Annotated in this window: 20 protein-coding genes and 1 pseudogene; 3 read left to right on the top strand and 18 right to left on the bottom strand. The window is 40.9% G+C overall.

Annotation, left to right across the window (positions count from 1 at the left end; translation table 11 throughout):
* Positions 1 to 30: 30 nt before the first annotated feature.
* From moaA to A5886_RS05355, 3 genes are read right to left on the bottom strand one after another with little or no spacing between them, the layout of a single operon-like run.
* Positions 31 to 1,038: a GTP 3',8-cyclase MoaA gene (gene moaA, locus A5886_RS05365; RefSeq protein WP_086273990.1), complete on the bottom strand. Its 1,008-nt coding sequence runs from the start codon at positions 1,036 to 1,038 to the stop codon at positions 31 to 33.
* 5 nt (positions 1,039 to 1,043) lie between these two features.
* On the bottom strand, positions 1,044 to 1,289 hold the full coding sequence (locus tag A5886_RS05360; protein WP_086273989.1) for a MoaD/ThiS family protein: 246 nt from the start codon (positions 1,287 to 1,289) through the stop codon (positions 1,044 to 1,046).
* A 17-nt stretch (positions 1,290 to 1,306) separates the two neighbouring features.
* Positions 1,307 to 1,705, bottom strand: coding sequence for a molybdenum cofactor biosynthesis protein MoaE (locus tag A5886_RS05355; protein WP_256926154.1), 399 nt, complete (start codon positions 1,703 to 1,705; stop codon positions 1,307 to 1,309).
* Positions 1,706 to 1,782: 77 nt separating this feature from the next.
* Between A5886_RS05355 and A5886_RS05350 the strand changes: the two genes are divergently transcribed.
* Together A5886_RS05350 and A5886_RS05345 are read left to right on the top strand one after the other, a co-directional pair.
* A complete protein-coding gene (locus A5886_RS05350) occupies positions 1,783 to 2,826 on the top strand; it encodes a HesA/MoeB/ThiF family protein (protein WP_086273988.1) in 1,044 nt (347 codons plus the stop codon).
* Positions 2,792 to 3,268 (top strand): MogA/MoaB family molybdenum cofactor biosynthesis protein, encoded by a 477-nt coding sequence (locus A5886_RS05345; RefSeq protein ID WP_086273987.1) that lies wholly within the window; start codon positions 2,792 to 2,794, stop codon positions 3,266 to 3,268. The genes A5886_RS05350 and A5886_RS05345 overlap by 35 nt, the downstream gene beginning before the upstream one ends.
* Positions 3,269 to 3,299: 31 nt before the next feature.
* On the opposite strand, the gene moaC is transcribed toward A5886_RS05345, so the two are convergent.
* From moaC to A5886_RS05335, 3 genes and pseudogenes are all read right to left on the bottom strand, one after another.
* The gene (gene moaC, locus A5886_RS16030; RefSeq protein WP_256926250.1) at positions 3,300 to 3,776 is read right to left on the bottom strand and encodes a cyclic pyranopterin monophosphate synthase MoaC; all 477 of its coding nucleotides are present in this window, start codon (positions 3,774 to 3,776) and stop codon (positions 3,300 to 3,302) included.
* Between the two features lie 78 nt (positions 3,777 to 3,854).
* A pseudogene (locus tag A5886_RS16025) lies at positions 3,855 to 4,259 on the bottom strand (molybdopterin-guanine dinucleotide biosynthesis protein B); the annotation flags it as partial.
* A gap of 32 nt (positions 4,260 to 4,291) precedes the next feature.
* Positions 4,292 to 5,500 (bottom strand): molybdopterin molybdotransferase MoeA, encoded by a 1,209-nt coding sequence (locus A5886_RS05335; RefSeq protein WP_086273985.1) that lies wholly within the window; start codon positions 5,498 to 5,500, stop codon positions 4,292 to 4,294.
* Between the two features lie 54 nt (positions 5,501 to 5,554).
* Here A5886_RS05335 and mobA point away from each other — a divergent pair, with 54 nt between their 5' ends.
* Positions 5,555 to 6,112 carry a molybdenum cofactor guanylyltransferase gene (gene mobA / locus A5886_RS05330; RefSeq protein ID WP_086273984.1) on the top strand — a complete coding sequence of 186 codons (558 nt, stop codon included), beginning with the start codon at positions 5,555 to 5,557 and terminating at the stop codon, positions 6,110 to 6,112.
* Positions 6,113 to 6,127: 15 nt separating this feature from the next.
* Here mobA and A5886_RS05325 read toward each other — a convergent pair whose 3' ends face one another.
* The 12 genes from A5886_RS05325 to A5886_RS05265 form a co-directional block, all read right to left on the bottom strand.
* Entirely contained in the window at positions 6,128 to 6,763 is a 636-nt protein-coding gene (locus A5886_RS05325; RefSeq protein WP_086273983.1) for an ATP-binding cassette domain-containing protein, read from the bottom strand.
* Entirely contained in the window at positions 6,760 to 7,413 is a 654-nt protein-coding gene (locus A5886_RS05320; RefSeq protein WP_086273982.1) for a molybdate ABC transporter permease subunit, read from the bottom strand. The genes A5886_RS05325 and A5886_RS05320 overlap by 4 nt, the downstream gene beginning before the upstream one ends.
* Before the next feature lie 3 nt (positions 7,414 to 7,416).
* Positions 7,417 to 8,223, bottom strand: coding sequence for a molybdate ABC transporter substrate-binding protein (modA, locus tag A5886_RS05315; protein ID WP_086273981.1), 807 nt, complete (start codon positions 8,221 to 8,223; stop codon positions 7,417 to 7,419).
* A complete protein-coding gene (locus A5886_RS05310) occupies positions 8,220 to 9,200 on the bottom strand; it encodes a TDT family transporter (RefSeq protein ID WP_086273980.1) in 981 nt (326 codons plus the stop codon). Before A5886_RS05310 ends, modA begins: the two co-directional genes overlap by 4 nt.
* Positions 9,193 to 10,443, bottom strand: a complete 1,251-nt coding sequence (locus tag A5886_RS05305; protein ID WP_086273979.1) for an NAD(P)/FAD-dependent oxidoreductase — start codon at positions 10,441 to 10,443, stop codon at positions 9,193 to 9,195. Before A5886_RS05305 ends, A5886_RS05310 begins: the two co-directional genes overlap by 8 nt.
* Positions 10,440 to 10,886 carry a 4Fe-4S dicluster domain-containing protein gene (locus A5886_RS05300; RefSeq protein ID WP_086273978.1) on the bottom strand — a complete coding sequence of 149 codons (447 nt, stop codon included), beginning with the start codon at positions 10,884 to 10,886 and terminating at the stop codon, positions 10,440 to 10,442. Before A5886_RS05300 ends, A5886_RS05305 begins: the two co-directional genes overlap by 4 nt.
* Positions 10,883 to 12,964 carry a molybdopterin oxidoreductase family protein gene (locus A5886_RS05295; protein WP_086273977.1) on the bottom strand — a complete coding sequence of 694 codons (2,082 nt, stop codon included), beginning with the start codon at positions 12,962 to 12,964 and terminating at the stop codon, positions 10,883 to 10,885. Before A5886_RS05295 ends, A5886_RS05300 begins: the two co-directional genes overlap by 4 nt.
* A gap of 118 nt (positions 12,965 to 13,082) precedes the next feature.
* Positions 13,083 to 14,555, bottom strand: a complete 1,473-nt coding sequence (locus A5886_RS05290; protein ID WP_086273976.1) for a glycoside hydrolase family 1 protein — start codon at positions 14,553 to 14,555, stop codon at positions 13,083 to 13,085.
* Positions 14,556 to 14,639: 84 nt separating this feature from the next.
* Positions 14,640 to 16,532, bottom strand: a complete 1,893-nt coding sequence (locus A5886_RS05285; protein WP_086273975.1) for a beta-glucoside-specific PTS transporter subunit IIABC — start codon at positions 16,530 to 16,532, stop codon at positions 14,640 to 14,642.
* 163 nt (positions 16,533 to 16,695) lie between these two features.
* Complete coding sequence (locus A5886_RS05280; protein WP_086273974.1) at positions 16,696 to 17,538, bottom strand: PRD domain-containing protein; 843 nt, start codon at positions 17,536 to 17,538, stop codon at positions 16,696 to 16,698.
* Positions 17,539 to 18,181: 643 nt separating this feature from the next.
* On the bottom strand, positions 18,182 to 19,975 hold the full coding sequence (locus A5886_RS05270; RefSeq protein ID WP_086273973.1) for an oligopeptide ABC transporter substrate-binding protein: 1,794 nt from the start codon (positions 19,973 to 19,975) through the stop codon (positions 18,182 to 18,184).
* Between the two features lie 337 nt (positions 19,976 to 20,312).
* The gene (locus tag A5886_RS05265; RefSeq protein WP_086273972.1) at positions 20,313 to 21,794 is read right to left on the bottom strand and encodes a helix-turn-helix domain-containing protein; all 1,482 of its coding nucleotides are present in this window, start codon (positions 21,792 to 21,794) and stop codon (positions 20,313 to 20,315) included.
* Positions 21,795 to 22,187: the final 393 nt, after the last annotated feature.

Raw genomic sequence — 22,187 nt, 5'->3', positions numbered from 1 at the left:
ACAGTCTTTTTTGTACCTTGATATTTGTTTTTATCCACCAATTTGGCTCATATGTCGCCAAGTAGGTTTCTCAGATAGCTTGCTTTCCTCAATATCTAATGCCATCTCATGATTTTCCGGTTTCCTAGCCAATGCCTCCTTCACCTTGTTTTCAAAAAGTTGAAAGTCAGTTAGATAAGGTCTTAAATTGATTTCGTCTTCCCAAAACAAGCATGCTTTTAAGTAGCCATCTGCTGTCACACGTAAACGATTGCACGCCGCACAGAATTGACAGCTGATTGGGTGAATCAAGCCAAACCTTCCTTTTGCACCATCCATTTGAAAGTTTTTTGCGGGACCGTTTCCTTTCATCTCGATAGCGCGATAGGTCCACTCTTCTTGATGGCAGATATCAAACACACGCTCAACTCCTTTATAGGCGTCTTGCCATTTCTTTTGATTGGCCTGCCCAATCGGCATATATTCGATGAACCTCACTGTCACATCATGTTCAAATGTGTATGACAAAAAATCACGCAACTCTTGGTCATTTTGTCCTTGTATGACGACCACATTCAATTTGATTTCATCAAAGTTGGCAGCTATTGCAGCTTCAATCCCCGCCAACACTTGCTTTAAATTACCTCCACGCGTGACCATCCGGTAGCGCTTTTGATCAAAGGTATCTAAACTGATATTTAAGCGGTGCAGACCAGCATCTCTTAAAGGTTGCGCCAAGCGTTTTAAGGCCAATCCGTTTGTTGTCATGGAAAGGTCCTTTACAGCTGAGAGTTGATGGATTCCCTCAACGATTTCAAGAATGTCTTTTCTCATCAATGGTTCCCCACCAGTCAAACGCACTTTATCAACGCCAAGTTGACAAAAATTGTCGACCATCGCGATGATTTCTTGTGTGCTCAATAGACAGTGATCTGGAAAAAAGGCCAATCCATCCTCAGGCATGCAATAAGTGCAGCGCAAAGAACACTTATCGGTCACTGACAGGCGCAGATAATCATGGGTACGTTGATACATGTCCGTCATTCGGTAAGGCTTCATTGACGTCATCCTCCACTCACAGGGGGGATAAGCGCAATCTCACTTTTATCGGTGATTGACCTCATTTGGCTATCAATAAACTGATGATCGATGGCGACCCTGCAACTTGCGATATCCCTTTCATATGCTGGAAATAAATCGATCATCGTCTGCAATACAGCTTCTTGATTCACTTCTACAGGCAATGTACAATGAACTGCTTCTTTTATTTTTGATTTTAAAGGTCCCAGTATGATAATTTGCTTTAACATGCTTTATGACTTCTCCTTCATGATTTTGTTGCATTGCATTCCTCTTTCCAAATTGGCACTCTTACTTTTAATTCTTCAATGATATGGGTGCATATTTGAAATGCTTCTTGTCGATGAGGGGCGGCAACACCAATAAACACAGCTGTGTCCATCGGATCAAGGGTGCCTATTCTATGAATGACGGTGATAGCTGTATCCTCAGTCCACACTTCCTTTGATACGTTGATCATTTCGCGTATGGCCATCTTCTCATACGCTGTATACGTAATGGAGATCGTCTTTACCTCATCTGTCCATTCACGTACAGTCCCATGAAATGTGACAATCGCTCCTTTATACGGTGATTTTAAATGCTGAATTTCCTGATCCGTATTGATTTTTTTATCTTGCAGCGAGACATTTATCAAAAAACTCACCTCTTTCTTCTTTTTTAAGTAAACAGACATGATATAATGATAAATATACCATATTTCCATAAGCAAGGAGAGACTTTATGAATCGATTTGATCGTCAGATACGCGTACCAGCAATAGGTAAAAACGGCCAAGAGAAAATGATGTCCTCCACAGTATTACTCGTAGGGTGTGGCGCTTTAGGCAGTTATTGCGCTGAACAATTGGTACGCGGTGGTATCAAAAAGCTGATTTTAGTTGATTTTGACCATGTTGAAGTCAGTAATTTGCAACGACAGGCTCTCTTTGTCCATGAAGATGCCCAAAATAAAACAAAAAAAGTGATTGCCGCAAAAAAACAATTGAGCCGTATCGATCCTACTGTGGAGATCATCGCTTATGCTGAACATTTTGAACAAACTATTTTTCGTTCATTGGATTCACTCGACTTGATTCTTGATTGTACAGACAATTTTGCCACTAGAGAGGTGATCAATAGCTATGCTTATCAGCAGAATATCCCTTTCATCTTTGCTGCTTGCAGTCAAACAGTTGGACAATTAATGGCCATTGTTCCTCGAAAAAAACCATGTCTCCATTGCCTATTTCCGAATGCGGATATCTTAGGAGAGAAGGCGTGTGATATTCAAGGTATCCTCACCCCATTGATTCCATTGGTCACCAGCCTGCAAATCTCATTGGCATACAAAATACTCATTGGGGACCCTTCAATATCTTGGGAAACCTTTTATTTTGTCGATATTTGGGATTGCTCGTTCCAATCTTTTCATGTATCCAAAAACAAAGAGTGTCCATACTGCTCGTCCTCAACAGCGACGAGCACTCAACTATCAGAATTAAAGAAAGTATGCGGAACAGATGTCTATCAAGGAAAGTACCCAGTATCAATGGCGCCTATACTTATAGCTGATTGCAAAAATCACCAAGGAAAAATCATCCAACATCCAATGGGTGTGTTGCTGATTTGGGACACGATCCAACTGACATTATTTAAGAATGGCACCATGCTGATTTATGGATTGAAGGAAAAACCAGATAAAGACGCTTTCCCTCAGTTTTTTCAGTCTTTACAGAAAGGAAGGAAACACATTGACTGCCAATATAACCATTTTAACAATCAGTGATACCCGCACAGAGGAGACTGACTTATCAGGCAACAGAATCATGCAGCTTGCGCATGCCCATCGTCAGACAGTCCTGTCTAAACACATTGTGAAGGATGATGTCTCAGCTATTCAAGCTAGCTATCAGCAATTATGCACGACTGGATGCGACTTGATTATAACGAATGGCGGAACGGGCATCGCTCCAAGGGATGTAACGATAGAAGCACTTCAATCGTTTCTCATAAAAGAGATGCCCGGTTTTGGCGAACTATTCAGATGGCTCAGTTATCAAGAAATCGGTGCACATGCTATGGCCTCGAGAGCATTGGCCGGCATCAACGAACATCAGCAGTTGCTATTTATCCTTCCCGGGTCCGTCAATGCTTGTCATTTGGCCGTTGAAACATTGATTCTGCCAGAAATCGACCACTTAATGAAAGAGTGCAAAAAATATACATAATGTTTTTTGTCCTCTTCATCCTTTCAATCAGCTATTTATGATAATTCATTTTGCCGCCACATTTGGCCAGCAAGTGACACGCAGTGATTTCGATACTTGGATCAATTGCTTTGCACATATCATAGATCGTCAACGCTGCAATTTGACAAGCAACCAAAGCTTCCATTTCTACACCGGTTTGATCAATTGCTTTAGTGGTGCTGATAATGGTAATTGAGGTATTGTCGTTAAATTCAAAATGGATATCCACACTCTTTAACGCAATCAGATGACACATTGGAATCAATGTACTGGTTTGTTTGGCCCCCATGATCCCAGCAACTTGGGCAACGGCTAAAACATCGCCTTTTTTGATTTGATTGTTTCTGATGCGTTCAATTGTTTCTGTTTTCATAGTTAATCGGCATGAAGCAACGGCTACGCGTGATGTGGCCTTTTTCATTGAGACATCGACCATCTTGGCTCGTTGCTGCGCATTGAAATGCGTGAGAGAATCTTCTTCGTTGATATTCTCACTTAGCCATGCTGAAAACCACGTTTGGGCTTTTTGTTTATCACTCAAATCAACGATGTTTCTTTCTTTCACAACATCTGCGTATACTGAGGCATAAATGATCTGACCCGAGCAAGAAAAATGATCCTTGTTCTCTCCGGGTTTTAACAAGATCAACTTGGGCAGCCCTGCATCTTTGTAGCCTTCTAGTAACAATATATCTGCATCAGGTGCAATATATCTTTCAAAAGCTGATAGCCGAAAATTGCCATCTGCTAGTCCACATACTTCTTTGCTTGCTATTGTATTTCCGCTGCCTGAGATTGGTCCTTGAAAAAAAACATGGGTTGGATTTTGTAAAAAGACTTGGTGCGCACCAGCTTCCGCAAAACGATAGGAGTCAGTTCCTTCAAAATCCATTGTTGCCTGATGATGTGTACTCTTACAGGCTGTGACATTTAGATCAAGCATTTGGGCTTTTTCGATAAAATGGCACATGGTCGTGGTTTTGCCACTATTTTTATGTCCGATTATCTGCAAGGCAACAACCATACGTCCACCTCCATTTCTTTGGTGCAGTGTGTATTGGCGGGAATTTTTATAAAGCACGTCGTTTCAGCTGAAGCCTGCAAGGCACTTGATTGATTCTTTGCTAGTGGCTGAACCCGTCCATAACTATGCGTCGCACGAAGATAACGTTCGAATGTGTTTTTTTGCGGAATCGACTGTGCCAATGTCATTTTTTTGTATACCAATCTGCTTGCTTGTTTTCTGAATTTTTGGATCATCGGCTCAGCCAAAAAATAAAAGCCTGTAAAACATGCGCCAGGATTCCCAGAAAGACCGATCACAGGTACATGCTTATAACAAAAAGCTGTCGTGCAACTGCCTGGGCGCATAGCAATCTTATTGAATAACAGCTTCTCTCGTTGCGCAATGGCTGCAATATAATCGTAATCGCCTACCGAAACACCGCCACTTGTTAAAATCAAATCACATTGATGACTCATTTCAACTATTCGTCTGTCGATTTCGTCCAGATCATCAGAAACGGTATCACACAGCACAACCTGGCCACCGCTTTCTTCCACAAGGAGTGTTAAGAGTATTTGATTGCTATCGAAAGTGGTCCCCTCTTTTGTGGTTGATTTAATGTCTATGAGTTCTGATCCTGTTGTGAGAATACCCACGCTGATTTTTTGATACACCTTGATTCTCTTGATACCGAAGGCGGCTGCCAAACTGAGCTTTGCCGCCGTTAATTGCGTTCCAGCTTTTAAAATGACTTGTCCTTGCTCGACTTCATAGCCTATTTCGGTGATATTCGCTTTTGTTTCATTTTCGTTCACTTGAATCCTTTTATCCTCATAGACAGTTACTTTTTCTATGGGTATCACTTTTACAATCTCATCGGGTACCCGGCAGCCGGTCATCAGTTTGACCGTCTCGTTCAATCCAATGTCCCTTGTAAATCGATCACCTGCCCCGATTTCTCCCACTATTTCATATTGTGCAGAGGAATCTAAATCAGTTACATCTGATATACCATAGCCATCGTATTCTGCGCGACGAAAATTCGGTAACGGAAAAGGCGCGCTGATATTCTTAGCCAAAGTTTCATTTAAGGCATCATGTAAACTGACAGATACTGTCTTTGGTTCAAATGATAGTTGATTTAATCTCGCTTGTGCTTCATGCAAGTAAATTACTTCTCGCTGTTTATCCATATATTCACTCACTTTATATTTTTTCTCCTCATTAATTTTGATTATTCCTGTTAGGAGTTGTTTACTATGTTGATTGGTATTATTTTAGCTGGTGGTTCTTCCAGACGTTTCATGCAAGACAAAGCACTCTTTGATGACCAACGTTTCATGATGAAATGGGTGGAGATTGCTGTTCACAGGCAGCTTGCCCTTGCTGATAAGGTCTATGTGTCAGCAAATCAGCAGAATGCCGAGGCATTGCGTCAGCTCTTCCCAGAAGACAAGGTACATATTTTGCTTGATTTAGCAGAAATCTCTGGTAAAGGCCCATTAAGCGGTATCTATACAGTTGCAAAAAATCATCCCGATGATCGGTTATTGATCACAGCTGTTGACTATCCTTTTTTACAAGCGGACAGTTTATTGACACTCTGTGCACATCCAAATGTCTATGCACAAGATACTGATGGCAGACAACATTATTTGATTGCGCACCTTTTGGTGGATAAACGTATGCTTGGTCATCTTAGACATGCACTTTTTTCAGACCAATTACGGGTTCAAGATTTCTTTGAACAAATGGATATCCACCCTGTAGTGCTTGCAAATTCTGAATTAACTACAAGCAATTACCCTATCAGTTAGAATTTGACAGACACGTCATATTTGCACAATCTCATTGGTCATAAACGATAACTCCGCTTTACTGTGACTTACCAGTATCGTTTGAATTCTTTGCGCTTCAATGAACTGTTTCAAAAAAAACATTACCTTTGTGTGGGTCACATCATCTAACCCGTTAAAAGGTTCATCAAGCAACAATAACTCTGGTTGACTCATCAAGGCTCGAGCCAATGCCACACGTTGTTGCTGTCCTCCAGAAAGGCGTTCGACAGATTCATTGGCATATTCAGCTATCTCAAGTGCGTCTAAGAAAAAAGACAACTGTTTTGGTGGAACTTGCGGTGAGCGTTTTTTCGACCACTGCATGTTTTGACTAAACAAAATATTTTCTTCTACGCTCATCTTTGGAAAAAGGGCAGTCTGCTGCATGACAAACCAAACATTGCGTTTTTGTGTTGGATAATGATAGCAGCACTTTGTGTCTAGCCATACTGTTTCGTTGAAATAAATGGCACCTGCATCACATTGTGTCAACCCAGCAATCACTTTGAGGATCGTCGTCTTTCCTGCCCCGCTAACACCTTGAATGCCTGTAATCAGATGTGTAAATCCATGGTCGAATCGCAGCTGTTTGTGAAAGAGTTTTTTTTCAATATTTACATGTAATGTCACGGATTTCCCCTTTTATTTAATAATTGAATCATTCCTAACGACAAAAAACCAATCAACAGACTAACCAAACTCAGTGTGACCGCTTTTTGATCATCTCCTTGCAATACAGCAAAATACATAGCCGTTGCGATCGTATCTGTCTTCCCTTCTATATACCCGGCCATCATTAAACTGGCACCAAATTCGCCTAAGCCTCTGCAAATAGCCAGCAAACTGCTTGCTAAGATACTCGGCCACGAATGAGGAATGATGATATACAACAATCGTTCCCTTTGATTTGCGGAAAGGATTTTCGCAGCGTCAATCAACTCTTTCGGCACACTCAAATAAGCAGCTTTGATTCCTTGATATAAAATTGGCAGGATAACAATCGTCACACTGATGATTGCCCCCGTCAGTGTAAAGACAAGATTCACATCAATATGCGCCAGCAACGCCCCCCCTAAACCATTCCGTCCAAAAAAGCGCAACAACCCATAACCAATAATCGTTGGTGGCAAAACAAGCGGCAGTAAAATGAGTGTTTCAAACATGATTTTCCCGCGATAATCATGATAGGCATTGAAATAAGCTACTGGCAATACAATGGCTAAACCCACAACTAAGGAGCCAAGTGAGATCAAAACAGAATGAATGATTGCTGTATTCATGCTTCACCTCCCCTCGCTGCGGGTTTCACCTTCGTATAACTCAAACCCATACTTTCGATAGATATCATTTGCGCTGTCACTAGCCAAGAATTCATTGAAAGCAACCGCTACTGGATTTTTTGCATCAGTCCGAACCAAACCACTTGAATAAAGAATCGGTGCATGTGTACTCGAATCGATAACCGCCACGATACCTATATTGCTTGAAACTACTACGTCCGTTTGGTAGACAAACCCGATGACTGAATCGACTGATTCGACATACGACAACACTTGTCGCACGTCACTGCCAAATACAAATTTTTCCTCAATCGTTTCAAGCGCAACCAGCTGTGTCAAAGCTTCCATTGCATAGCTTCCGGCAGGAACTGTATTCGGTTCGCCAATGGCAATATAGGTTGCTTCTGACAGCAATTGTGTTAATGATTGATAAGATGTATTTAGGTTGTTTTCAGCTGTAACTGCAACTAGTCGGTTTTGTAATAAAACTTGTTGATTCTCAAGTACTTTTCCAGCATCTAATTTTTGGATATCCTCTTGGCTAGCTAAGAAAATGCCATCAATGGGGGCACCTGACAGTACTTTCTCCCGAATCGCCCCGGAACCGCCATAATCAACAGTTACCAAATAAGATGGGTGCACCCTTTCAAAGGCAATCACCATTTCGTCCATAACTTCTTTCAAACTGGCAGCAGCTGAAAAATGAGCGCTATACGTCACTTTCTCTCTATCACGTATAGTGATAAAAAAAGCGATACTTGTGAAAAATAAAATCACGATCAACTGAACAGGATGAAATCTCCGGTTCATTCAGCTTCCTCATTTCTTTGGTTGTCAAAAATAGACACTGGGGTAAAATTAGACAAAGCTTCTTTTATAAAGGCGGCTGTGAATCGATAGCCAACGAACAGTAAAACACCCGTAGCAAAAAATAGCACCAAAGAAAAAATATGATATAGGATACTTGCACTAAAATCGAAGCCATTTCCAGATAAGAATTGTGCGCCCCGATAAAGAGCAACTGTGCAAATGCCAAGAGGGAACGTCATGGAAGCAAAGGTTGGATCAAACGGCCGTGCTAAAAATGAAGGTATTCTGCTTGTTAACATGATCAGTGCAACCGTCAGACATGATAGCAAGAAAAGTAAGACAAACAGATTGGGCTGTTCAATAACATTCAAATAGCCGACGATACATAAGCTTAAGGGTGCTAAAAAAATCATCCTTGTCACATTCATTTTAGATGGGATCTTTTGCACGAGCATCAACGGAACCAAGGTCAAGGTTGCGATAAATCCGTATCCGACAATGATTTTTTGAAGAAGCGGATGACCGATTGGTCCACCGACAACGACAGGAACCAGCAAGCCCACATAAGTGACAAACCATGTGGGCAAAAAAGAGGCCTTATCGAAATGTTTGACTACATTTCGATAACTAAATAACCCAATGTGGATGATGTGCATCGTTACCGCTAAGTACCAAAAAAATGTACCTGCATAAAATGAATAAGGAAAGATGAAACTACTTAAGACAGCTGTCAACATTGCAAATGTCGCATACAAACTAGCTGGAACAACTTGTTTATATTCCTTGAGAAAAACGTCCCGACAAATCAGGATTTTGATTGCGGCTAGAATCCACACGAGACAGCCAAAACTCATCATCAAGTAACGGATCGCCGCTAACTCGAAAAAATTATAGGCGTTTGATAATGTGCATAGGCCAAGCGTTGTAGCAATCATTCCAACCGGCAACGTGGCAACCGTTCGAGTGAATTTATTCATATTCGTCTCCTTTATTTTGACAAAAGGTAAATTCTAAGTTATCCGTTAGATCAAAAAAATCCGCGTAAGTCAGTGAAAACAATGATTTCCCATGACGATCTGTGGGAATCCCCGTTTTGACCATTTGGGTCAAGATACCCGTATAGGATAAGTTTCCTTGGACCAATGCCCCATAGATCACGCCATCCTTATGAATGATTTTGCGATAGACATCCTGATTGTCATCGATTTCTACCATATAACTATCATCTGCTGGATAAGGATTTCCCAAAGACAATGTATGAATGTTCATAAATGTCATGGTGGATTTACTGGCAAAAAAATCCGTTAATTCTCTTTTTATTCCAACCATATTTGATGCTGCAATGATGCCTTCTTTCACAGCGGCGGGCCAGATTGGATTTCTGCCAGATATATCACCAGCCGCGTAGATTGAATCAATCGATGTCTGACCAAAAGAATCGAACACCAAGCCGAATTGATCAGTAATCAGTTGACCGTCAGACAAAAAGCCAATATTCGGTCTAACCCCTGTAGCCACGACCAATAGATCACATGGCAAGATCTCTCCAGTAGAAAGGCGCAACTGCTTTACTTGCTGGTTCTCATCCATAATGACTTCTTTGACTGCAGTATCATAATACTGTTCAACACCCACTTGCTTGAATGCTTCTTGATAGGCCATCGCTGCACGGGCATCCAATTGAATTGGCAACAATCGGGAACCAAATTCGACCAACGTAGGTGATTTACCTAAATGCAAAATACCTTCTAGCGCATCAATACCTACTAATCCAGCACCCATCACAACGATACTTTGCGCCTTTTGACTTTTTTCCCGAATCTGTTTCGCATCCGCTAATGTTCTTAACCCCACGACATGACGCGCCACATCAATATTCGTTACTGGTGGATAATTGGTGGAGGCGCCCGTAGCCAAAAGCAACTTGTCATAAGCGACAGTTTGACCGTCCATCAATTGCAGGACTTTCTTGTCTGTATCAAGAGACGCTAGCGTCCCTCCTTTGATCCAATCGATCTGATAACGCTCAATGAAATCAGCTTCAACAAAAGATAGTTCCTCAATTGTTCTTGAGCCTTCGATATAATGGTGCAAGATACAGCGAGAATAGATATGCGTATCTTGAGAAATCAAGCAGATTTCAGCCTTTGGGTCCAATTGACGCAATGTGCGCACACCGTTTATCCCAGCTGCTGAAGCACCTACTACAACATACTTCATAGAACACCTCCGTTGTCACTGCTCATTTGATAGGCCGGCACACTTTCTAAGGTGATTGCTTGCATAGGACAATTGGCGACACATTGCGGAGTTTGGGTTGCATGTTCAATACACATATCACATTTCATGATGACTTTGTGTTGTAATTTGTCAGCCTTCAAGACGCCATAAGGACAAGCCATGATACACATGAAGCAACCGGCACATTTTTTTTGATCATATAGTACATACCCGCTTGACGGATCTTTATACATCGCCCCGGTCATACAGGTATACACGCATTCAGGTAAATCACATTGTCGACAAAATATGGGTGTATTGACCCCTTCTTCAGATATAACTACACGATTTCTGGGATCTTCCCCCTGGTGGGCGATTGAACATGCGGTCACACAGGTCAAACAGCTAATACATTTGCTGCGGTCAATTTTGATCCTTTTCATATAAGTTGCTCCTTTTCTAAGCGTACAGGCGTTGATTTATATGAGGGTTCTTTAGAATAATCATCATATAACGCAGGTGTCAGCACATTGACTTCAGCGTAATGCATTGGAGAAAAAAGCTCATTTACTTGAACATATGGTGAGACTTTCACAAAAAATCGAGCGCTTTTCCCATTTATGGAATGCAGCATGACTGGTTCTTTGTGGGCAATGTTTAAATCTGCAGCTGTATCAGGATGCACCCAAATGACTGCCTGTTGATCAGAAGCTTCGCGCACCTCTTTGATTTCTCGAGTTCGTGTTTCAGTATGCCATTGTCCGACAGTTCCTCTACCGGTGTTGAACATGAGCGGATAGTCGCTAGATAGCTTTAATGGATTTTCTTTCTCTTTTTCAAACACGAATCGGGCTTTTTTAGATAGCGTATAATATTGCCCGTTTTCATACAGTCGCCGTTCTGTCTCATGATCTGGATTTGATTTTGGAAATGGCCACTGAATGCCGCTTGAACCGGTCAACATGTCATACTCAACACCGGTAATATCACAAGGCATTCCTTTGGTGCATGCTTTAAGCAGATCAAATGCAGATTGAGGTGTTTCCCAGCCATTTAATAAGTCCTTCATCCCTAATGCATGTCCCATCTTCAAAAAGACCTCATAGTCAGTATGCTCTTCAGCCGTTTTTGCCAATACAGGACGCAAACCGGATAGCCGTCGCTCTGTGTTGATGAATGTTCCCGTCTTTTTCAAACCCGATACGACCGGAAAAAAGATATCTGCCTCTTTGGCTGTGCGTGTATCCGCATATAAATCTTGTACGATCAACAAATCGAGTTTGGCTAGAGCCAACTTGAAGCTGTCACTGTCTGTCCACGAGTGCATTGGATTTGTGGCAACAACCCACAAGGCCTTGATACGTCCTTCATTGATTCCTTCGATGATTTGGTTGTAAGGAATAGTGGGTTTATCCGCTAGCCAATGGGGTTGAATGCCCAATGCTTCAGCAACCGTCTTTCTCCTCACAGGATTGTCAAAATCTCCTCCGCCATATAATCCAGCAGTGTTACTAAACAAACGGGAACCCATGGCATTACTTTGTCCGGTCAAAGAATTGGCGCCAGTCCCCTTTCGACCGATATTCCCTGTCATTAGTGCAATATTGATGATTGCTTGTGCTGTTCTAACCGCCTCGTAGCCCTGATTGACACCCATTGTCCACCAAAGAGAGACATTGCGTCCTTGATGAATCATCTCTGCCAAGGAGAGGATCTGTTCTTTTGACAACCCAGTCATTTCAGCCTGATCAAGAGAATAGTCCGCCGTAAAAGTCCGAAATTCGTTGAACCCTTCCGTATGATTTCTTATATAATCATGATCTATCCAATTTTTCTGAATGAGTACATTGGCTAAAATATAAAATAAAACCAAATCGCTTTTCGGTTTGATGGCAAAATGAACATCGGCTTGATGAGCAGTTTCTGATGGTCGTGGATCAATAACAATGATTGTTTTGTTGGGGTGCTGATTTTGCCGAATTCTTCCCCATAACACTGGATGCGCAACGACAGGATTTGCCCCAATCAAAATGATCGTATCCGAAGCGTCAATATCACTTAATGAATAAGGCGGCGCGTCGAAACCAAAACTCTGCTTGTAAGCAACTACACTTGTCGCCATACACAAACGCGTATTCCCATCTAGATGCCCTTTTAGGAAGTTTCGTAAAACATGTCCAAACAAAGCCATTTCTTCTGTAGGGATCTGCCCGGTGCTAATACCAGCAATACTCTCCGGCCCATATTTTTTTTGAATTGCAAGTAATTGGCCGGCTGCTTGATTGATCGCATCTGTCCAAGCAACTTCTTTTTGTTGTCCGTTTTCACGACATAGCGGTTTTGCTGGTGGTTGAACGACTTGTTGTTGTTGTTTCAAAAACAACCCTTTGATACATGAAAAACCTTTGTTCACAGGATATGTTTTTGTGGGCACAACTTTTAAAATCGTATGATCCTTGACATGAAAGTCCAAATTGCAAGCCAATGCACAGTAATTGCATGTCGTTTGAATAATGTCCATAATTCCCTCCTATTTAAATTGTCCATTTTCAGTCATTATAGCATAATTTATTTTCGATTTTTGAAGTAAATGTAAATTATATACAAAAAAACCGAGGTATCACCTCGGCTTTCTTACTTTATTCATTAGTAAACAAACTACCGCCATTGCTGCTGATTACTTCTTTGTACCAGAAGAAACTATCTTTGCGAGAGCGATCAAAGGATCCATTGCCTTCATCATCTGCATCGACATAGACAAACCCATATCGTTTGGACATTTCAGAAGTCGACGCTGAAACCAAATCTGTACAACCCCATGGTGTATAGCCCATCAATTCAACACCATCTTCAATAGCTTCGTACATTTGTTCAATATGTGCTTTCAGGTAATCGATCCGGTAAGAATCATGGATCGAACCATCTGCTTCAACCGTATCGAAAGCACCTAAGCCATTTTCAACAATGAATAATGGAATTTGGTAACGATCATACAAGTTATTCAATGTCACACGCAACCCGATTGGATCGATTTGCCAACCCCAATCGGATGCTTCCAAGTAAGGATTTGATTCACCTAGTGAGAAATTCCCAGCAGCTGAGTCGCCGCCTTCTTCAGGGTTGTGACGAGCGATTGAACTCATGTAATAAGAGAATGACATGAAATCAACAGGATATTGCGCCAAGATGTCTAAGTCGCCCTCTTCAAACGTTACCTCGATATTGTTTTCTTTGAAGAAGCGTTTTGTATACGCTGGATATTTCCCGCGTACTTGGACATCTGAGAAGAACAGATTTTCGTGGTCTTTTTTGATTTCTTCCATCACATCGGCTGGGTTTGGTGTCGCAGCATAGGATTGCATCCGTGCCAACATCATACCGATTTTGATTTCAGGATTGATCTCGTGAGCAAATTTTGTCGCAAGACTAGATGCAACGAATTGATGATGAACGGCTTGGTACATATCTGATAGGCTTTGAGTGCCATCTTCTGAAACCAAGGCACCGCCAACATAGCCTGAGATGCCCATGATATTGATTTCGTTGAAGGTCAACCAGTATTTGACTTTGTCTTTGTAACGGGTCAAAACTGTTTCCGCATATTTGACAAATAAGTCGATGACTTGACGGTTTTTCCAGCCGCCGTAGTTCAAAGCGATGCCAATTGGTGTTTCATAGTGAGACAATGTGACCAATGGTTCAATGCCATATTTCGCACATTCATCAAACACATTGTCATAGAATTGCAAGCCTTCTTCATTAGGTTGTGCATCGTCCCCATTTGGAAAAATCCGTGACCATGCAATCGATAAACGAAATGTTTTGAAGCCCATTTCTGCATATAATGCAATGTCTTCTTTGTAGCGATGATAAAAATCAGATCCCCAACGTTTCGGGTATAATCCTTCTTGATCATTCAATGCAAATTCAATTTTTTCACGGGTCATCGGTGCAGCGAAATCCGCCATATTTTTGCGGTCTTCTGGTTTCACTGCAACTGCTGTATCAGAAGTCGCCGGACCACGGCCACCTTCATTCCATGCGCCTTCGAACTGATTGGCTGCTGTTGCGCCACCCCATAAAAATCCTTTTGGAAACTGTTTGTCTGTCATAACTGTGCCTCATTTCTATTATTCGGCCACAGGACTTGCATCTATTTATAATCCTTCAATTCAAGTCCTGCGCCCGTCATTCACTTATTTTACAACTTCGATTAAATTGTCGTTGGCTGATACATCTGCTGCATCAGTTGCCAGAACGGTTGTGTAGTCATTGGTATTGGTCACAATCACTGGTGTCAGTAAAGAGTATCCGGCAGAACGAATCGCATCGGTATCAAATGAGATCAATTTTTGTCCTGCTTTGACTTTGTCTCCTTGGTTGATATAAGCAGTGAAGTGGTTGCCTTCTAGTTCAACGGTATTCATACCGATATGGATCAGTAATTCAGTACCATCTTCTGTTACTAAGCCGATCGCATGTTTGGTTGGAAATAAAATTTTCACTTCTGCATCAGCTGGTGCAGTAATTTCACCGATCGCTGGTTCAACTGCAACGCCTTTGCCCATTGCGCCAGATGAGAATACTTTGTCTTCCACATCTGCTAATGCAACAACGTGGCCAGAAACTGGGCTTTTGATGGTTTCATCTTTCACAAAAGCAGAAACGGTACGTTCAGGTGTTGCAGGTGTCACAGGTACATCTACTGGTGCGTCGATGTCAGCATATAATGTAGGTACTTTCAACATCATCATGACAACGAATGAAGCAACGATCGCAAGTACTGTACCGATCGCCAAATGAATCACACTGTGGAAGCTGCCTGTTGCTGGATCGATGTATGCTGGATATAAGAAGATTCCCATACCACCCATTGCATAACCAGTTACGTTAAAGATTGATAAGTATACACCAACCAAACCAGAAACGATACAAGAAACGATAAATGGTGTTTTCATTGGCAATGTGTATCCATAAATTGCTGGTTCAGTTACGCCAAAGATAGATGAAATCAATGCTGGCATTGTGCCTTGTTTGACTTTAGGTTCCTTCGTTTTCAACCAGATAGCTGCTAAGACGCCTGTTTGCGTGAAACATGGTAAAACAGCTGCTGTCAAAATGATTGAATGGCCATTTTGTGCCATGTCCATGATTGCCAAAGGCACCAGACCCCAGTGCAAACCGAACATAACCAACACTTGCCATAATGCACCTAATGCAAAACCGTAAACGATTGGGCTAAAATCATAGACTGCTTGGAAGGCAATCCCGATCCAGCTTGAAGCTGTGTTGGCCACTGGACCTACAACGAAGAATGTTAATGGTACAGTGATCAAGATTGTTACGAATGGGACAACGAACATTTTCACTACATCTGGTGTGATTTTGCGCATGTATTGTTCGATTTTAGATGCCACAAAAATCGCCAAAATCACAGGCAACACGCTATTGAAGTAGCCGCCGGCTGGTAATGTCAAAGTCAAACCAAAGACTTTGCTGGCTGCTGCAACACTATCAGATAAACCTGGGTATACCATTGCACCGGCGATTGCCAACGCGGTATAGACATTCATTTTGAACTTACGAGCTGCTGTTACCGCCAAGATCATTGGTAAGTATTGGAATAAGCCATCCCCTAATGTGTTCATCACAACATAAATACCGTTTGTTGCATCCATCCCTGTTGCAGCTAGTAGCCCCGTGATTCCTTTTAAGATACCGGCTGCTGCCAAAGGTCCTAAGAAAGGTTGGAACAAACTTGAGATCACGTCGATGAAGCGATCGAACAAGCTGCCTTTAGGGCCGTCGCCTTCATCGATATCTACGGAACCACCGTCAGCCAAACCGCCGACTTTCAAAACTTCTTCATAAACATCAGGTACATGATTACCGATAACGACTTGGTACTGTCCGCCTGCTTTTACAACAGTGACAATGCCATCGCGCTTTTGCAAATAATTGGTATCTGCTTTGCTTTCATCCTTCAAGTGAAACCGTAGTCTTGTTACACAATGCTTCACAGATGACACATTTTCTTTACCGCCAACGTGTGCCAAAATGTCTTGGGCTAATTCTGTATATTTTGCCATTTTAATTACTCCTTTAATGTTTTTTTCGAATATAAAAAGACCAGCATATTTTTTACAAATCATCTTCGTGGATAGACTTCTCCCCAAAGAAAGTCTTATCTTAGACGTATTGTAAGAAAGTGCAGGTCTTGCCAGCCGAACTGTAACGAATCCATTGAATTTCTTATGATATTTTTGAATGAGCCGCTAAGTTGCCGATATGCAAGATCAGATACATCAATTCCATATCATTCACGAGCCAACCTTTTTGTTCATATAAATACTCTTTGATTGAATCTGCGGTTTCTTTTTCCTTTGGATAACTACTGAAGGCCAGCGCAATCATTGGATTGGTCATCACTGGTTCATCGGTACCCTGACTTTGTCGAATCAAATAATAGCGAATGTGGGTCACGAACCGTTGGAAGTAGGATGAATTCTCATCATATTCGATGTTCATACTGTACTTGACGATTCTTAAAATATTGTTTGTCAGTTCTGTGTGCTCGAAGGCACTTTGATTGGCACTCTTTTCAATTTCCGCATTGACAAAATGCAATGTGATAAAAGCAGCTTCCTCTTGTGAAAAATCTGGATACAGTTCTTGGCGAATCAATGCGACTGCCTGCAAACTGACCGCATATTCTTTGGCATAGATTTTCTTGATTTCCCAATGCATAGGATTGGTCAAGACAATGTCCTGCTTCTGTCTGCTGATGGCAAATAAGATATGATCCATTAATGTAAAATAAACATTTGGATTGAAATCGGTTTCAATACTATCTCGAAAGATTCGGACGATTTCATAAATCACTGCCATTTGTTTTTCGTTGGCTTTGGTCATGACTTTCGACATGTGTTCAACAGTCAAGTCATCTTCTGGATAATACTTTTTTTCTATTGACTCTGGTGGGATCCAATCACCGGGTTTTGTTTGAAAACCGATGCCCTTTCCCATGAGGATCACTTCGACTTCTTCTTCTTTCGAGAGTACAACATTGTTGTTGATCCTTTTGACTATTTTCACGAACAATCCTCCTTAATCAGCCGTTCTCGCAGGAAAACGCATTCATTCTTAGCAAGCGAGTTGTTTATGCCGAAGGTTTTTGTCCTTAGCCCATTCACTATGCGTCTTGCCTCTTTCGGACAACAGTGTCACCAGCAGTGTTGCCTGTTTGATCTTTCATCTAACTCGACAGTTGCTACTAATGAGAAAAAGAGCCAATCATCAACGAACGGGTCCAACCTTATAATGAAATCATTCCCTTTTCTTCTGTGCCCCCTTCAAGCCGCATGGATGCAGCTAAGACTAAGATTCAGTAACTTCGGAACCGGTTCTTTTTTCGTTCAAATCAAATGAATTTGAGTAAAAAAAGAAGACCAAAGCAAAAAAGTGTACAACCCCGAGAAGGATCCTCATGGGTAATCAACGCACTTTTTTCCTCTGGTCTTGCCTGCCGAACAGTAACGAATCCAGTTATCAGAACACTCTCGCGCTCTGTTGAGATTATATTACTCAATCCGTGAAGGAATGTCAATACTTTTTTGCAAACGTTTTTAAACTATTTTGACAAGGTAGACCAATTTAGCTTAAGAACAACGATCGAATAAAACAAATAAAGCAAACAGTGATCTTAGTGAAAACCAAGAATACTGTTTGCTCACTCCTTTTAACGCTGCTCAGCAGTAACTCCCACTTTAGCCCATGGATTGTGGTCAACATCATAAGCCCATGAAAAGTTCGCTACTCTGTCAGAGATTGGCAGAATCTGATTACGATATAATGTTGGAATCGCGAACGCTTCCTCAAATGCATACGCTTGCCATGCATCAAAAGATTCTTTGCGCTTAACTTCATCAAAAGAATCATTCGAGTCAATTGCTGCTAACAAACGTGTATTCTCTTCTGATTCGTAACGTGTATAGTTAAACGCTGAGTTTGGTCCCCATAAACTGGTCGGTGAAGGATCTGACCCTGTCCCCCAAGCTGCTTGATAGACATCAATTTCAGGATCATCATTTTTTAGTCGATCATAGAAAGCTTGAAAATCAATCAATCGGCCGGTTGTATACTCAATATTTAGTCCAATTTCTTGCCATTGCTGTAAATAATAATCTGATAAAGGTTGTGCTGTTTCACCACCAGACATCGAAGCAAAATTAATTGTTAATGATTCACCATTAGGATCTTCACGGAAGCCATCCCCATCTATATCTATATAACCAGCATCATCCAGCAATTGGTTTGCCTTATCAATATTTAATGTATAACCTTTAATCGTTGTATCATGTAGTGAGCCAAACACCGGAGGAATCAAAGTAGTTCCATTTGAACGAAGACCGTGATAGAATCGTTCTCCAATTGAATCATTGTCAATTGCATAAGCCATTGCTTGGCGCAAATATTTATTAGCCATTTTCGACTCATCATCGTAGTCTACACTTCCAGATTCTTCATCCCAAGTACCTAAGTTAAAACCAATATAGGTATATGATTGTTCGGGTCTGCCAAGCATTTGATAACCGTCCATATCTTGGTATGTGTCAAATGTATCCGTCGGCATTTTTATGGCCATATCATAATGTTTGGCTAACAGGGCTTCATTGATTGATGCAGATGGCACTGCGCGAAGCACCAATTTATCAAGCGAAGGACTTTCTCCATAATAATGCTCATTTGGTAGGTATTCCACTGATTCACCTGCTACTATACTTGACATAACGTAAGGTCCGAAACCGATTGGAGCTTTTCGCACTGGATCACTTGATTCCATGTCTTTAACTTCAATTCCTTCGAAGGTATGTTTTGCTAACGCTGAGTGATATACACCGCCACCTTGTTGCAACATCCCGGGATGAACTTCTTTATATTCGATTTGAACAACTTTATCATTGATTGCAGTGATCCCTGCAATTGTTTCTACTTCCCCGGCATGATAATCCTCCATACCAATAATGTTGGTAAAGTTATTGTCATAACGAATTCCAGTATAATCTGCATGACCAATCACTTCATAAGAAAAAATTACATCCTCAGCTGTAACGTCCACACCATCTGACCATTTCAATTCATCTCTTAATGTAATTGTTGCAGTCTTGTTCTCTTCATCCAAGACCAAATCTGCTGGGCCTCCATCCACGATCATAAAATCATTATTCTTTAAGAATAAATATTCATGACTTGGCTCTAAAAAATCACGATCATAACTATCTTGATAGAACTCCCATTGGAATAACCCCTGAAACTGCGTATCCATTACGACCGCGACATCCAACACTCCTCCATCGATGATTTCATTCTCATTGCTGACAGCCACTGGAAAGTCTAAAATATTTGTGTCAGAAACACTCGTATCTTCGCTCGCACCGGTCGCATCCGTTTGATTATTGCCACCACTTTGCCCACATCCACTTAAGACGATCATGCTGCACAAGGCGATACTGCCAAATATTTTCTTTTGCACTTGTCTTCCTCCTCTTTGTATCGATCTAAGTACTTTTTCTGTCACCTATTAAAAAATACGTTATTTATACAAATGAGCCTGTCTGATTAAATAGCACTTGTCATTTTAGCAAAACAACGCATTGCTAATAGATGTCATTTCAATTAGAAAAAGCGAGTTATAACTTAGAGAATTATAACAATCTTTGGAAAACAGGGTTAGTCAACTTTTTCACCGACCTATGAAAATCTTGAAAAAAACGCATCTCATCAACGTTTGATTCCTTGACATCATGAGGGATGTCACTGAAACAACGAAGATGAGATGTGCATCATGTTACACAATATCCATTTGTTATTTAAGAAGAAGCCGCCTGATCTGACAAGCAGGCAATTGCTTGTTCGATCCGGTTTTTTCTGATGTCCAAGACTCGTTCTTTCAACCCTTCCCAATCTGATTGTTTAGGCGGTGTTGACCATTGAACTAAGACCGATTTGTCAGCATCATGAATCAAAATATCCGAGATGATCAGCTCTGTTGTTTCATCAGGATTTAACTGGAACTGCATGGGTGTATCAATGAAATGAGCAATATTTTGCTGCAAGATGCGGTTATACTTTTCACCATATGAAAAATCAACACATGTTTTGATTGGATCTAAAATCCCTTTAACAGAAACCACAGATACCAGCAAGGTCAGATAATGATGGAAAAGGAATTTGGCATCATCACTATTGAAGTCAAGTTTTAGATTCATCTCAATAAAGGCACGGCTAAAGGTGCTGAATTCAGGATAATCTTCTACAAAAAAACTGATATCAGCTTCAAGATACTGCCATGTAGAGGTTGGTGGGAAACTTAAGACAAGGTAATGGATCCCATACAATTCTTTTTCGATTGTTTCAAAATCCTGCGCACTGACCGGAAAACACTCCACCAAATTATCCAAAAAGCGGTGATTCATCTCCGCCACTTCCGGACGCCCAGCACTTGCAAAAATCGATCCATCGATCAATCCTTCTGAAATCAAAAACTGTGCAATCCCTTCGGCTTCGACTTGACAGATATGCTTCTCTTGAATTGGATTGATATCATAGACCCACTGACTGATTTTGTTCAATAAGGGGTCCTCAACAGGAACCAGAAGGCCATTTGGCCGGGCGTTACCTAGATGATGCCCATGTTTGACACGAATCGCGATGATATTTAAAATCAATGCCAACTTGACACTCATGCGCGTATCAGAGGGATAAAGAAAGCTGGGGTCGTCAAAAATCAACGTGAATTTCTTGACCGATTCGGTACTCAATGAAGGGAAGAGTTCATTGATTTTTTCCTTGTTTCGCAAGAAGAAAACAAATAGAAATTCTCTGACAACCCACTCATCTCCTATCAGCTGGAATTCTTTGTTGATTTTGATATCAAAGTCAAGTAAAAGTTTTTTTAGCGCTTTGAATTCTTTATAAATGGGGTTATGGCTGAAAAAATGGACAGCCGCAAATTCATAAACTGAAACGAGCCGCTCAAAAAAACATTCTTTGAACATACAGTATTTTAATGAATCTTCTAAATAATGAGAGAAAAGTAAATCAGCACTGACTAACCCATTACGGGTCAATTTCACGATATTTCCTTCTAAATAGATATGATATTCTCCTGCTAATCCAAAAGCATTAAAGTCTGTATGTAATTCGTCGATCGTTTTGTAAAAAAGAAAACTTGACATCGCAAGATCAGCCATCACAACTTCTTTGTCTTCGCTTAAAGTTGGCAGTTTTTCAAGGTATTGTACGAATAAAAATTTTCGTTTATCGGCTTTGTTTAGAAAATCGGGAAACATCTCGTTCCTCTCCTTATATGTATTTGCTAAATCTAAAAGCTATAAGCAGCTATCTTTTGACACAATCTTCCATATTTACCAGTAAGATTGTTCATTCATTTTCAAGATATGCTTCCTTCATTCGTATCATTGGTTTCTCAAAAAATGAAACTGAAAAAAAGAACCATTCAAGAAATTAGAAGATGTCATTTGATACGACACTTATAGAATCTTTCTTCATAGCAGCAGATGCAGAACAAACGCTTCATTGCAGACGCGAAGTATTTTTTTTACAGATAATGTAATTTAAACATAGGAATTGAATCACAAATTTTCCCAAATGAAATAAAACACAAATGTATGCTCAAATTGTTTATTTTAGACATCTATACTAAAAAGTATAATGTTTTATGA

Source organism: Candidatus Enterococcus testudinis (genome assembly GCF_002140915.1).
GTDB lineage: Bacteria > Bacillota > Bacilli > Lactobacillales > Enterococcaceae > Enterococcus_D > Enterococcus_D testudinis.
Note: the sequence above shows the minus strand (reverse complement) of the source record. Positions and strands in the feature narration are given on the sequence as shown.